This is a genomic window from Paenibacillus sp. GYB003 (assembly GCF_036577625.1).
Lineage (GTDB): Bacteria > Bacillota > Bacilli > Paenibacillales > NBRC-103111 > Paenibacillus_AB.
Map to the genome: position 1 here is coordinate 17,427 of NZ_JARBDC010000087.1, position 14,130 is coordinate 31,556.

Genomic DNA, 14,130 nt, shown 5'->3' on the forward strand with positions numbered 1-14,130 from the left:
TCGCATACCGATTCCTTCAAGGGGAGATAGCGAATGATTGGCAAAAACCGAACGTACGCCGTAACGCTGTGTATGCTCGTTGCCTTAACCGCCGCTTCGGCCGGCTGCCAGCAGTCCGGGAAAACGCCGACCGCAAGCGCGCCGCCGGCGGAAGAGCCGATCGGCACCGAGCCGGTCAAGCTGACCGTATTCAAAGGCCAGGCAATCAGCGACGAAGAGTGGGATCAGATGCTCGTTCAGCCGCTCAAGAAAAAATATCCGCACATTACGCTCGAGCCGCTGAGCGGCAATTTGCCCGATATCGTCGCTTCGGGCGTCGTCCCCGATTTGCTGACGCAATTTAACGGGTATGTGACCGACTTTATTCCATATCATTTATTAACGGACTTGACTCCCCTTCTTGCGAAGCACAAAATCGACTTGAATCGGTTCGACCCCGTTTACCTGGACGCCCTGCGGGTGCTGTCGGACAAAGGAGAACTGTACGGCCTTCCGTATTCGACCCAATTCAACGCGCTGTACTACAACAAAGATTTGTTCGACCGGTTCGGCGTCGCCTATCCGAAGGACGGCATGACTTGGGAGGATGCGGCGCAATTGGCCGAAAAGCTGACCCGCCTGGAAGGGGGAACCCAGTACGTCGGGCTCAGCTACGAGCATATTTCCCGGCTCTCCTCCTCGTTGTCGCCCGATATCGTCGATATGAGGAAGGAGAAGGCCACCGTCAACAACGAGTTGTGGAAAAAGGTGTTCGAGCTCGGACACCGGATCAATTCGATTCCGGGCAATGTGACGACCGGCAACGACGAGTTTATCAAAAACCGCAGAGTGGCGATGTACGCGACCGTCAATTTGCTGACCAAGCTGACCGATGCGGTCAAAAGCGGGCTGAACGTCGGCCTCGCGCAATATCCGAGCTTCAAGGAGCAGCCGAACGTATACGGCTACGTGGACGCGCACTATATGCTCGTCTCCCGGCAAAGCAAATACAAGGATCAGGCGATGCAGGTCATCGAGCTGTTTACGTCCGACGAGGTGCAGCGGCTGATGACCCGCAAGTTCGCCCGCCTCTCCCCGCTGCAGAACGCCGAGCTGAAAAAGCAGCTGGCCGCCGACATCCCGCAATTCGCGGGCATCGACCTCGGCCCGATTTTCAAAAGCAAGCCTTCCCCGGCGCCGGCTTTCTCGAAACATTACCGGGACGCGCGGAAGCTATTGATGGCCAAGTTCGACGAATACAACGAAGGGCAAAAAGACGTCAATACGGCGCTGCGGGAAGCCGAAGAAGGAATCAACAAAATGATAAGCGGCGTCAACTGACCGCTGTTCGCCGCCGAATCCGGCAGCGGCCGCCGCATTCGGGAGGTGCCGGCTTGAAAGCTTTGCTGATCTCGGACATACACGCGAACATTTATGCGCTGGAAGCCGTATGGAGGGCCGAACGCGACAGCGACGTCGTATACTGTGCCGGAGACCTGGTCGATTACGGCCCGTTTCCGCGCGAAGTGCTCGACTGGGTGCGGGAGCATCGGGCGATATGCGTGCAGGGGAACCATGACCGGGCGGTCGCCGCCGCTTACCGCGACGGCGAAACGCTGTGGAGCCTGGCCGACGAGGAGCTTCACTGGAAACATTGCAACGCCCGCCTGCTGACCGAGGAGGACGTACGGTTTCTGGAGGCGCTGCCCGAATCCGTGCCCTTTCTGCTCGATTCCGTCGGCTACAGCCTTCAACATATGTACGTCGGGTACGAGACGATCGTCAGCCTGCCGCAGTTTGAGGAATATTGGCAGATGCGAACGTCGGGGGAAAGCGGCGTTCGCGAAGCGCCGGAGCGGCGGCTCGTCTTCGGCCACACGCATCGCCGATGCGTCCATTATTTGAGCGACCGCGAGCTGTGGCTCAATCCGGGGAGCCTGTCGTACCGCAGAAAGGACGATCCGACCCGAATCGCCCATTACATAACGATTTCGGACGACCGCATGGAGCTGAAAAGCGCGGACTACGATCGCTCTCCGCTATACCGGACCGTATCCGGCATGAAGTTAAACGAAGCGGAAAAAACGAAGGCGTTAGGATTTTTCCGGTAACCGAAACGATCGAACGGGAAAAGCTGCCTGTTCGGGCAGCTTTTTCAGGCGGGATCGAAATCCCGGCATTATTCGTTTGCGGTTCTGAACGAAAACGTGCAGGACCGTCAACGCTTTTCCGCATTAAAAATGCTCGATTACCCATTTGCGAACGGAGGGCAGCCGGTACAGAACGGCCGCCTGTTTCAGATTCAATAGCCCCACTTCGACCGATGTCTCGATATAACCGACGATCTGATCAAACGTAAAAACAGCAAGCTGTTCGTTCAAATCTTTCTTTTCGTACTCCATATCGGCCACTACATAAGGAATGAATGCTTCAACATCTTTGGAACGAACCTCCTGCAAATCAACGATTGCCGGAAAATAACCGAGCCTTTTTCTCAAGTCGTCCGCAAAGCCGTAGTATTCCAACAATGTCCCGTTAAGCAATCGGAAATCGTTATGGTACAAATGGTGCAATTCTTTATTGGCTTCCATTCGGTTCCTCAACCAAGGCAGATTAAAGCCTTTCAGCCATAGATCGTCGGCGATTAAATGCGTAAAATACCCCAATATATAATGACTTTCCACTTGCGAACTATATGTATGCAAAAATCCTTTATAATCAATGCATCTCGAGTAATCTTGCAGATCGCCTTTAAAGAAATGCGATTCGTTTTTAGTTGAAACGGCATCCGGAGCGATGCTTCCGAGCAAAAACGGCGTTCGATCTTCGATCGACAGAGACTCCGCAATTTTGTTGGCAATAATCAAGTGCATGATTCTGGAACCCATGTTTCCCCTCACCCCTCGACTTCTCTGCATACAACTACAATTTAAGGCTATTGCCCAACGATCGCCGCCGGAAAAGGACACCTTCATTGTATCACGGAGATCCGTTGCCAATGACTGATTTATGACTGATGTTGACTGATACATACAAGGTTTAACGAAAAAGCGCCATCGCGATCGTCAAGATCGGATAGCGCCATTCGTTTCATACTAAATCAACGCCGTCCCCACTGGTCGAGCAGATCGCGCGAAGCGGCCAGCAGCGTGCGCCGCGCTTCGGCCCATGCCGGTTCCGGCAAATCGGCTTCGGCCGCAATTTCGGCAAACCGCTCCATAAATTCGCCCGCTTTGTCCGCGTTCCCATTGCCGATAAAACGGGACGCCTGGCGCAGACTGCCGTTCAGCCGCGCATACAGCGACTGCGGGATCGTTTGCCGCTCGCGCAGCGTTTCCACCTCCGCCGCCAGCTTGTCCGCGGTTGCGCGAACGACGATTTCGAGCCCGTCGCCCCGCACCGTCTCGCCTCGTACCGTTAGTTCCGGGTAGATCGTCGTTTTGCCGGGGGCGAGCCCTTCCAACTCGCCGTAGACGACGCTCGCCACGGTCGGATCGCCGACGTTCCAGCGAACTCGGACGTCCGGTCCGGCCAAATCGACGGGGCGGCCGTTTCTCCAGGCGGCTTCCAGCCGAATCGGCTTGCGCTCCCCCCATCCGACGACGCCGTCCCCCGCGTCGAAGGCGACGGTTCCGAGACGGATCGGCATATAGGCGATATCTTTCGAATTCGACGCGTAATACAAGCTGCCGTCGCGATCCAGGGCGAGCAGCGTCGTCGATTTGGCAAACTGCTCGTAATCGAGCGTCTGCGGGTCGATGACGGTGACGGACAAGCCGACGTTCGTATACAGCAAACCGTCCGCCCCGAAATACAAGTAAATCGGCCGCCACTGGCTCTTATCCGGTTCGATGTTGTAGATCACCCGGCTTTTGACGACATCCAGCGTATCCGGATCGAGCGCGAATATCGTGCCGAGGCTGGCCCCCCAAAGCAGTCCGTCGGGGCCGAATGCCAAATCGCCGATGACGAGCGGCCCCGGCAATCCGGGAATGTCAAGCGTCCGCTCCGCCAATTTCCGCTCGCCGGCCACGTCCCAGACGAACAGCTTCGCTTCGCTTTCCGTCGGAGCGATGCCGAGCCCGCCGAAAACGGACGTGCTCCCGTACAATTTGCCGTCTCGGTACGCCATTCCGATAACGCTTTGATTCGGCACGACCCGGCTGTGGTCGTATTCGTTCCACGTTCCGTAGACGCCGTCGTATACGGTCAGCGTGCCGCCCAGCTTGCCGTACGCCGGTATCGTGCCGATAAACAGCCTCCTTCCGTCCGACTCGAAAATGAACGGCCGGTCCTGCCCGCCGACGATATGGGCCGGGTGGGGGTTTTGTTCCGGGAGGCTGCCGAATTTCCACGGCTGCGCCGGGTCGTATTCGTAAATGCGGGCGCCGGCATAAACGCCGAAATACACTTTGTCGCCCAAGTAGCCGACGCCCTCGACCTGATGCAAGCCCTGCTCCTGCACGTCGAACCGGCGATATACCGTGTCGTACACCGATACGCCCTTGTGATAGCCTCCGACGTATAAATGACCGTCCGGCCCGTAGCTCATCGACTGCATCGCGACCCCCTGCGCGTCCATATCGAGCTTCGGCGTTTCGACCGCTCCGCTCTGCGGATCGTATACGAAATATTCGCCGTTCAGCGTAACGCCGAGCAATACCGTCCGCCCGGCGAGCGGCCCCGCATCCGGTACCCCCCACGCGAGCGCTTTGACGTCCGAGTCCTGCATGTAGTCCGGCAAAGCCGCCGTTTCGGTCCGCGCGTTCGTCGTCAAATCGTAGCGATACAGCTTGTCCGCGTATTTGTAATAGATGTATCGCCCGTCGATCGGATAAGGGGGGGATACCTCGCCGCTGTACGGAAAGCCGCCGATCGTCGCATGCGTCGCTTCGTCGAGCACGAACGCGAACCGGCTGCTTTCCACAAACAGTTTCCCGCCGTAGATGCGCGTATCCTGGATAAAGGTGCCTTTGCTCGTCGTCGGAATTTCGAGCTTCTCCCCGGTCTGCCGGTCGTAGCGGACGAGCATCCGCGTTTCGGTTCCGCTGTAAGGACCGACGCCGACGTAGAGGTAGCGGTCCGTTACGCCGACGCCTTCGGCATAGTCTTTGCCCGCTTTCATATTGCCGAGATCGCGGATCGCGCCCGTTTCGATCGCGTATTCGAACACCTTCGCCCCCGGATAGGTCGCTCCGTACAAATAGTTGCCGTCCGGAGACGGCTGCAGCGACCAGACGAATTTGCCGGAAGGATTGACGCCCAGATCGGTTAGCGTTTGCGCTGCCGGATCGTATTTGTACAAGCGGCCGTTGTTGGAGCTGGCGAAATACACGTTGCGGTCCGCGCCGATCGCCATCGCCCATACGATGTTCGTGCCCGGCACCCGGGCGGCGAATTTCCGTTCGCCGGTCCACGCGTCGAGCGCATAAAACGTACCCGGCGCCCCGTTGGAATAAAAATACGTTTCCATGCGGCCGTTCGCCGTCATTCCGATTGCCGCCGCTTGTCCGAGCTGAAGCGGCACCGCATCCGGGATGATGACCGGGTCGCCGAAATTGCCGCGGACATTCGCGTCTCTGCGCACGAGCCGCACATTGTCGAAGTACGCATCGCACATCTCCGTAACGCCGCAGTACAGCAGCACGCGAACGGAAGCCGTTCCGGCCGGCGCCGTGCCGTCCGTCTGCAAATCGAACCAGGCGCCGTTCGTCGGCTGGATGAACATTCCGTCGCGGCTCAACCGCTGACCGGACGCATTCAAATATTCCACATGCATTTGCCCGCCGCCGCTGGCGACGTTCACTTTCGACGTCGCACGGAACATATCGCCCGGCTGCGCCGGCACGGATTCGCTGTATACCCCGGCGCTTTTATCGGCCCACGAGTCCCGAATGCGCAGCGAGTAGCCGCCTTCGAACTTGACCGTCGGCGACAGCGAAGCTTCGCTGCCGACATACGGCGTCCAGCCGGGAATCGCGCCGCCCGGCGCGCCTTGCTCGAAATCCCCGTTTGCCGGCATATTCCCGTTCGCGTTTGCCGCTCCCGGGCTCGATACGGCGACGACGGAGCTTATCAGAAAAACGATCATTGCGTATACCATCGGCAGAGCCTTCCGTTTGCGGGCCGTTTTCATCGGTTCAACCACTCCCTTTCCAGGTTCGTTGCGTTGCGGCCGTCAGCCGGCGTCGTCCGGCACGTAGGTCCATAGCGCCGAATCGTCCGACATATAAAGGCGACCGCTCGAATCCTGCGTCAAATACCGGAATCCGTCGCCGAGCATCGTCCACTCCATCGTTTCCGGACGAATGCGAAAAAACTTCCGCTTCGCGTTCGTGCCGTATACGTTGCCGTCCCGGCCGATCGCCAGGTCGGCGTCCGCCCATACCGTCTCGTTCGTCTCGTTGCGCGGCAGCTTCGCCTCCAAGTACGCGATCGCGCCGGTCGCGGGATCGAATTTGAACAGATGATCGTCGGCGATCCCCCAAACGAGCCCGTCGGGTCCGTCCAGCAAACCGCTGACCGTGCCGCGGCCCGCGACCGGGACGATCTCGAGCGTTTTCTCCCCGGCGGCCGGATCGAAGACGAACAGCTTGCCCGAGCTTTCCGTCGGACCGCTCGTCCCGAGTCCGCCGTATATCGTCGTTCCTCCGTATACAAGTCCGTTTTTGTACAGCAGCGAAACGACTCCTTGGTCGCGAACGATATTTTTGTACACCTGCGTCTGACCTGTCGCCATATCGTAAACGGCAAGCGCTCCTTGCAGCGAATGCGTGTCGGGCACGGTGCCGACAAACAGCTTGCCGAGCGGCTCCGCCCCGACAATCGCAAACGGTCTGTCCTGCCCGTACGGCGCCAGACTGAACAATTTGCGCGGGTTCCGGGCGCTCCACGGCTGGGCCGGATCGTATTCGTAAAGCTCCGCGTTGCCGTAAATGCCGGCATATACGTTTCCGCGGAAGCCGGCGATCGACTCGGCCTGGCCGAATTCCTTCGTCTCGGAAAACGTTCCGCCCGCGCAATCGTACGATGCGAAGCCGAGCATGTAGCCGCCGGCGTATACGCGGCCGTCTTCCGCGCCGTACAGGCTGCGAATATGGACCGGGGCGCCCGCATGTCCGATCTTCCGTTCGACCGTGCGGCCGGTCGTTTTGTTATAGAGCAGCAGGCGCCCTCCCTCCGTCGACGAAACCATCGTATGTCCCGGCCACTGCGGATCGCGCAGCTCCACGAACTTGGCATCATGGAAGTGAAGCGCTTTCACCGGTTCGTCCGGAAACCGGTCCTCGAACGTCCGGGTCGCCACATTGTACGCGCGCAGCCGCTTGCCGCCCATATAAACGCGCTCGCCGTCCCCGGGCATGACCGCGACCGTTTTGCAGCCCAACCCGATTCCCCCGTCCGGGTCGTAATATTCGACGGTTTCCGTCGCCGTATCGACGATAAGCAGGTGATCGGGCTTGCTTAACCGGATAAACAGCTTGCCGAGACCGTAGCCCATGCAAAAGACCGAGGAGTATTTCGAATACGCATGCGGCAAAAGCTTGGCGAGCAGCTCCTCCTTATGTCCGGTTGCGATATCGTAGCGGACCAGACGGGCCGTTTGCCGGCCGAGTCCGGCGTAAAGCGCGTTTCGGAGCGGGTCGTACGCGAGCGAATCGAGATACTTTTCTTCCTCGTGCATTCGCCCGAGATTGCGCACTTCGTTCGCGGCCGGATCGTAGGCAAACAATGTCGCGTTCGGGTATGTACCGGTGTATACAATGCCGTCATCGCTTTCCGTCAAATAGTAGACGACCGTCTCTTCGCCGAGCCTTCCCAAATCCGTCAGCCGGTCGTCTCCCGGCTTGTACCGGTACAAGCGGCCGTTGCCGTACGTCCCGATATACACCGTTCCGTCGCTCGCCTGCTTCAGTCCCCAAGCTCCGTCAACGCCGGGCATGTCGATCGAGGCGACGATATCTCCCGTCATCGCGTCGGCGACGGCGAAAACCGTGCTGTCGTCCCCTCCTTTGATAACGGTGTAGACGACCGTTCTCCCCCGTTCGTCGCAGCCGATCGCGCTCCCGTTGTTAATCAGCAGACTGAGCGCGGTACCTTTCCTCTCCAACGTCCCCATTTCCGAAACCTCCAATACGATACGTTCGATTCGAATTTCGGATCGTGCCCTGCAGGCGCTCCCCCGGTCGTTCGTCCGGCTTACGTATATGCCGCGAGCGGCGTTCCGATACGAAGGCGCCTCGGCGGACATGTCCCGGATTCCACATCCCAACCGACGATTTCCGTTCGATCCCCCCTTACGTTTACTCTTTGGTATCCTTTGGTGTACTAAAAGTATATGTTCTGCCCTGTTTTTCTGTCAATCATCATTTTTCAATGGGACTGATCCAACCTTCGCAGCATTTTGTATACTTAAGGGAACTAATAAAAAAGGACGTCCCCTCCCGAAGGATGGTAACGTCCTCTGTCAACGTATTGGAGACCGCCCGCCGCGCCGGCTCAGCGCGTCTGCCTGAGACAAATGCGCCGCTTCATGGCGACGGCGATTTCTTTCGCCAGCGTGCGCGCGGCTTCGCGGTTTTCGGCTTCGTCGTACTCCGTTTTGTAGTAGAAGGTAAGCGTATCTTCCGGGTCTTCGCTGCGAACCTACAAGTACATCGCGTCGACGCAGCGAATCGTGAAACGATGCTTCGCCGCGCAGTTCGCAAAAACGTCCTTGGCCGCCTGTTTATCGAAATCGGGCACCGCTTGCTCCCCGCCTTTCTCCGTTTTGGATGTACAGCCGGAACCGTAGACGATCGAGCGGATTCGCTCTTCGCTAAGCCGGTAGCCTTCCGCCAGCTCGGCAATGCCGATTCCGTCGCGATACGAGCCGACGATTTGCTCGTTCCGCTTGTCGAGCTCTTCGCGTATTCCCGTTGCGATCCCCCAGCCGTCCCGCCGCTTTTTCGGAATGTAGATGTAGGCGCCCTCGATATACGCTTGAATTTCGTTTATCAGTTCGGTCGGTAACACCCGACTCGCGTTCACGTATGTTTTATCCTTCCCAAATCGGCTCACCTCCCGCATTTGTTGTTACCATTGTGGCATGACGCACGCTTCCCATCAAGATCGAGAACGGTACTGGAAAAAGCTTGAGCGTCCGTCTATCGGGCTCGCGCAAAAGGAGCAAGCCTAGTTGCCGCCGCTCTGCGAATCGGAGCTGTGCACGGCAGAAGCTCTAACCGCCGAGGCTGGGCTACCGGAGCCCATTAGCGGCCGCCATGTCCGTTAGACATTTGGAACACAGGGGCCCGTCCCGCCGCCGCCCCATGCTCGCCCCCCGCTCCAACTCCCGTCGGCGCCGGCGCATTCGCCGTGCCCCGCCGCCGGCAGCAGAAAACCGCTGTGGCTTTGGCGCTTAAGCGAAGGACGGGATGGACCTTATTGGTTGTGCCGGAACGGCAGCGGAGCGGGGAATGAAATGGAAAAGCTCCCGCTAATTTCGGTCGATTCCCGTTTCCGGGCAAAACAACAGGAAAACGTCCCGCTATATTCGTCCAAACCGCGCTTTTCGCCGATACAGCGCCATTTTACCTGGAGCTTTTCCATGTATTTCGAAACGTCGCCTGTAGGAGAGCGAGTTAACTGGAGGTTTTCCCGTTCATTCGATATTCGAATCCAACGCCCGGCAGGATCAGGATACGCCGAACGCAGAAACGAAAGGCGCCGCTCGCCCCATGCTTTAGCGTACTTTCCGTTTAGACACCTGTAAAGAGACGCAATGCTCTATTTGCACAACCTCGTACCCTTCGCCAGCCGACCGGCATCGGTAACGAATACCAACGAGATGATCGAAAAGATGTAATTTCTGTGGTTCAGAAGAAAAAGCCGCCGGTTTGAACTTGAACCGGCAGCTTTCCGATGCACCGAACGGAACGGGCTGTCCATGCGGCTTTCCATGCAGCTTTCCATGCGGCTTCCATGCGACTTTCCAAGCAGCTTTCATGCGGCTTCCCTGCGTCTTTCCAAGTAGCTTTCAACGCAGCTTTCTATGCAGCTTTCTATGCAGCTTTCAACGCCGCTTTCAACCAGCATTCATGCCGCGGCTATCCGCCTCTCCATCGCGCCTCCCGCCCATCAAGCGGAATCAGCGCTCGAACAGCTGCTCCCGATGCGGCCCGACGGATATTTGCCGCACGGGCACGCCGATCAGCCCCTCCAGCCGCAGCACGTACGCCTGCGCCTCCGCCGGCAGCTTGTCGAACAAACGGACGTCGTCGATCGCCGTCCGCCAGCCCGGCATCGTTTCGTATACGGGCTGCGCCGACTCGAGCAGCCGGTTTACCGGAAATTCCGTCGTCACCGTGCCGGAGGCGTCCCGGTACCCGGTGCAGATCGGAATTTCGTCCAAATAGCCGAGCACGTCGAGGTTCGTCAGCGCCACCTCGGTCGCCCCCTGCACCATGCAGCCGTACCGCGTCGCGACCGCATCGAACCAGCCGACCCGCCGCGGACGGCCGGTCGTCACTCCGTATTCGCCGGCGGAGCCGCCGCGCTTCCGCAGCTCCTCCGCTTCGGCGCCGTGCAGCTCCGTCACGAACGGCCCGGTTCCGACGCAGCTCGAATACGCCTTCGTCACCGCGATGACGCGGCTGATCGCGTAAGGCGGCAGCCCCGCACCGACGGCGGCGAACCCGGCCAGCGTCGAGGAGGACGTCGAATACGGGTAAATGCCGTGATCCGGGTCGCGCAGCGCGCCGAGCTGCCCTTCGACCAGGATCGATTCGCCCCGCCGCCACGCCTCCTGCAGCAGCTCGGTCGTATTGCAGACGAACGGCTTCAGCCGCTCCCGATTCCGCCGCAGCTCGGCGGCCAGCGCCTCCGCGTCCGCCTCCGGCTTGCCGTACAGATGGCGGAGCAGCACGTTTTTCGACGCGAGCGCCGCCTTCACCCTTTCCAGCAGCCGGTCGTCGTCGTACAAATCGGCGACCTGGACGCCGAGCTTCAAATATTTGTCCGCGTAAAACGGCGCGATTCCTTTTTTCGTCGAGCCGAACTGCCGCTCCCCGAGCCGCTCCTCCTCCAAGCCGTCGAACAGGCGGTGAACCGGGAGGACGAGCTGGGCCCGCTCCGACAGCCGGATATCCGGCGCGGGAACGCCTTTGCCGAGCAGGTCGTCCAGCTCCGCGAAAAAATCGCCGATATCGAACGCCACGCCCGGACCGATCACGTTGACGGTGCCCGGACTGCAAACGCCCGACGGCAGCAAGTGGAGCGCGATTTTCCCGTATTCGTTTATGATCGTATGCCCGGCGTTGCCGCCGCCCTGAAACCGGACAACGTAGTTGCTCGATCCGGCGAGCGCGTCCGTCAGCTTGCCTTTCCCCTCGTCTCCCCAATTCGCGCCTACGATCGCTGTAACCGGCATATGCCTTTCCCCTTCCGATCTTGTCATCTTCGTTACAGCCTCATTATAATGAACGTATGAATATAAATAAAATGAATAGAATTAATAGCTGATATTAATCAAACTTTTAGCAAAAGGAAGTTGCGGCCATGATCGAAAATATGGAATGGTACCGGGCGTTTTACGAGGTCGCGCAGACGGGCAGCTTTTCGAAAGCGGCCGAACGGATGTTCATTACGCAGCCGGCCGTCAGCCATGCGATCAAGCAGCTCGAATTCCGGCTCGGCGGCGCGCTGTTTTTCCGCACGTCGCGCGGCGTCAAGCTGACGGCGGAAGGCGAAGTGCTGCTGAAGTTCGTCTCCCAGGCGCACCATTTTCTCGAGAACGGGGAGAAAAAAATCGCCGAAATGCGCAGCCTGATGGCCGGCGAAGTGAAAATCGGGGCGGGCGACACGCTGTGCCGCTACTATTTGCTGCCGCATCTCGATTCGTTTCACAGGCAGTACCCGGACGTAAAAATCCAGGTGACGAACCGGACGACGCGGGAAACGATCGCGCTGCTGAAGGAAGGCCGGATCGATTTCGGCATCGTCAATTTGCCGATCGACGAGCGGCAGCTGCTCGTGCGCGAAAGCATGACGCTGCACGACTGCTTCGTCGCCGGACCGGCGCATGCGGGCGGCGGTGCGGAGCGCGCGGTCACGTGGGAGCGGCTCGCCGGCATGCCGCTGCTCATGCTCGAAAAAGGCAGCAGCATACGCCGCCACGCGGACGCATTCGCCGAGCGGCAGGGCGTGCGCCTGCAGCCGGAAATCGAGCTCGGCAGCATCGAGCTGATCGTCCAGTTCGCGCGCATCGGCCTCGGCGTCGGCTGCGTCATCCGCGAGTTCGTCCTGGGCGAGCTGGCGGACGGGACGCTGCGCGAGCTTCCGCTCGAGCCCGCTTTGCCGGCCCGGCGGATCGGCCTCGTGACGCTGCGCGACGTTCCGCTGTCCGTGGCGGCGCAGCGGCTGCTGGCGCTGCTTCCTTGAGCCGGCGGCGGCCCGATGCATATTCCGAATCGGTTAGGCAAAAAATGGGTATGTTCAACAACAATGCCCAGGAGGACTGCCACAATGAATTCGGATCAAACGCAAGGGACCGCCGGAGCCGGAGGCGCGGCCGATTCCCGCATGGGTGAAGGCGAGACGGCGATGACGCTCACCGACCGCCAAGGCCATCCGATCTCGGACAACCAAAATATTCGCACCGTCGGAAGCCGCGGACCATCGACGCTGGAAAACTATCATTTTCTGGAAAAAATATCGCATTTCGACCGCGAACGCATTCCCGAGCGCGTCGTCCACGCCCGCGGCGCCGGGGCACACGGCTATTTCGAAGCGTACGGCAAAGTCGGCGACAAGCCGATCTCCGATTATACGCGGGCGAAGCTGTTTCAGGAGGCGGGCAAGCGCACCCCCGTGTTCGTCCGCTTCTCGACCGTCGTGCACGGCGGCCATTCGCCGGAGACGCTGCGCGACCCGCGCGGGTTCGCCGTCAAATTTTACACCGAGGACGGCAACTGGGATTTGGTCGGCAACAACCTGAAAATCTTTTTCATCCGCGATCCGCTCAAATTTCCCGACATGGTGCATTCGTTCAGGCCGGATCCGGTCACGAACGTAAGCGACCCGGAGCGGCAGTTCGACTTTTTCGCCAATTCGCCCGAGGCGACGCATATGGTCACCTTCGTTTTCTCCCCATGGGGCATTCCGGCCAATTACCGGCAAATGCAAGGGTCCGGCGTCAATACGTACAAATGGGTCAACAAGGAAGGCAAAGCGATGCTCGTCAAGTACCATTGGGAGCCGCTCAAGGTGCCGATCCGCAACCTGACGCAAAAAGAGGCGAACGAGATTCAAGCGAAAAACTACAGCCACGCCACGCAGGACTTGTACGAGGCGATCGAACGCGGGGACTACCCGGAATGGGAGCTTTGCGTTCAAATGATGAGCGACGACGAGCACCCCGAGCTCGACTTCGATCCGCTCGACCCGACGAAGCTGTGGGATGCGAAGCGGTTTCCGTTCATGCCGGTCGGCAAAATGGTGCTGAACCGCAACCCCGAAAATTACTTCGCCGAAGTGGAGCAGGCCGCCTTCGGCACCGGCGTGCTCGTGGACGGGCTCGATTTTTCCGACGACAAGCTGCTGCAGGGCCGGACGTTCTCTTATTCGGACACGCAGCGCTACCGCGTCGGCACGAACTATTTGCAGCTCCCGATCAACGCGCCGAAAAAGCATGTGGCCACCAATCAGCGGGACGGCCAGATGACGTATTTCGTCGACCGCGCGCCGGAGCAAAATCCGCACGTCAATTACGAGCCGTCCTCGATCGGCGGGCTGAAGGAAGCGACGCCGGCGGGCAAAGAGCACGAGCCGGCTTACAACGACAAGCTCGTCCGCCGCAAAATCGAGCGGGCGAACGATTTCGGGCAGGCCGGCGAAACGTATCGCAGCTTCGAGGATTGGGAGAAGGACGAGCTGATCGCCAACCTGACCGACGCCCTGCTCGTCTGCCGCCCGGCGATTCGCGACAAAATGATCGAATATTTCACGAACGCCGATCCCGACTACGGCCGCCGCGTGGCCGAATCGCTGGCGAAGGCCGAGGCCGAGCCGGGCCGGATCGGCTCGCTGTCCGGTCAGCAAGGCGCGGAGATGGCCGACGAGATGGGCCGGACGACGGACGGCTACTAAAAAGGAGCCCCAAGACGGACGCGA

At 59.5% G+C, this 14,130-nt stretch carries 9 protein-coding genes; 4 read left to right on the forward strand and 5 right to left on the reverse strand.

Annotation, left to right across the window (positions count from 1 at the left end):
• The first annotated feature begins 33 nt into the window (after window positions 1-33).
• Window positions 34-1,320, forward strand: a complete 1,287-nt coding sequence (locus tag PV407_RS27430; protein ID WP_332093186.1) for an ABC transporter substrate-binding protein — start codon at window positions 34-36, stop codon at window positions 1,318-1,320.
• Window positions 1,321-1,373: 53 nt separating this feature from the next.
• Window positions 1,374-2,090, forward strand: coding sequence for a metallophosphoesterase family protein (locus PV407_RS27435; protein WP_332093187.1), 717 nt, complete (start codon window positions 1,374-1,376; stop codon window positions 2,088-2,090).
• Between the two features lie 123 nt (window positions 2,091-2,213).
• Here PV407_RS27435 and PV407_RS27440 read toward each other — a convergent pair whose 3' ends face one another.
• From PV407_RS27440 to PV407_RS27460, 5 genes are all read right to left on the reverse strand, one after another.
• On the reverse strand, window positions 2,214-2,867 hold the full coding sequence (locus tag PV407_RS27440; RefSeq protein WP_332093188.1) for a zinc dependent phospholipase C family protein: 654 nt from the start codon (window positions 2,865-2,867) through the stop codon (window positions 2,214-2,216).
• A gap of 212 nt (window positions 2,868-3,079) precedes the next feature.
• Window positions 3,080-6,082 (reverse strand): FIMAH domain-containing protein, encoded by a 3,003-nt coding sequence (locus tag PV407_RS27445; RefSeq protein ID WP_332093189.1) that lies wholly within the window; start codon window positions 6,080-6,082, stop codon window positions 3,080-3,082.
• Between the two features lie 75 nt (window positions 6,083-6,157).
• Window positions 6,158-8,098: a hypothetical protein gene (locus tag PV407_RS27450; RefSeq protein WP_332093190.1), complete on the reverse strand. Its 1,941-nt coding sequence runs from the start codon at window positions 8,096-8,098 to the stop codon at window positions 6,158-6,160.
• 527 nt (window positions 8,099-8,625) lie between these two features.
• Window positions 8,626-9,009 (reverse strand): CD3324 family protein, encoded by a 384-nt coding sequence (locus tag PV407_RS27455; RefSeq protein WP_332093191.1) that lies wholly within the window; start codon window positions 9,007-9,009, stop codon window positions 8,626-8,628.
• 1,099 nt (window positions 9,010-10,108) lie between these two features.
• Entirely contained in the window at window positions 10,109-11,389 is a 1,281-nt protein-coding gene (locus tag PV407_RS27460) for an adenylosuccinate synthase (RefSeq protein ID WP_332093192.1), read from the reverse strand.
• A gap of 128 nt (window positions 11,390-11,517) precedes the next feature.
• On the opposite strand from PV407_RS27460, the gene PV407_RS27465 reads away from it, so the two are divergent.
• Together PV407_RS27465 and PV407_RS27470 are read left to right on the forward strand one after the other, a co-directional pair.
• Window positions 11,518-12,399 (forward strand): LysR family transcriptional regulator, encoded by an 882-nt coding sequence (locus PV407_RS27465; protein WP_332093193.1) that lies wholly within the window; start codon window positions 11,518-11,520, stop codon window positions 12,397-12,399.
• Between the two features lie 84 nt (window positions 12,400-12,483).
• A complete protein-coding gene (locus PV407_RS27470) occupies window positions 12,484-14,106 on the forward strand; it encodes a catalase (RefSeq protein ID WP_442951716.1) in 1,623 nt (540 codons plus the stop codon).
• Window positions 14,107-14,130: the final 24 nt, after the last annotated feature.

What these genes read in the sequence shown, in the direction of transcription:
- PV407_RS27430 (WP_332093186.1), top strand. Translation starts at nt 34, where the DNA reads ATGATTGGCAAAAACCGAACGTACGCCGTAACGCTGTGTATGCTCGTT.
- PV407_RS27440 (WP_332093188.1), bottom strand. Translation starts at nt 2,867, where the DNA reads ATGGGTTCCAGAATCATGCACTTGATTATTGCCAACAAAATTGCGGAG.
- PV407_RS27445 (WP_332093189.1), bottom strand. Translation starts at nt 6,082, where the DNA reads ATGGTATACGCAATGATCGTTTTTCTGATAAGCTCCGTCGTCGCCGTA.
- PV407_RS27450 (WP_332093190.1), bottom strand. Translation starts at nt 8,098, where the DNA reads ATGGGGACGTTGGAGAGGAAAGGTACCGCGCTCAGTCTGCTGATTAAC.
- PV407_RS27470 (WP_442951716.1), top strand. Translation starts at nt 12,484, where the DNA reads ATGAATTCGGATCAAACGCAAGGGACCGCCGGAGCCGGAGGCGCGGCC.
- PV407_RS27465 (WP_332093193.1), top strand. Translation starts at nt 11,518, where the DNA reads ATGATCGAAAATATGGAATGGTACCGGGCGTTTTACGAGGTCGCGCAG.
- PV407_RS27460 (WP_332093192.1), bottom strand. Translation starts at nt 11,389, where the DNA reads ATGCCGGTTACAGCGATCGTAGGCGCGAATTGGGGAGACGAGGGGAAA.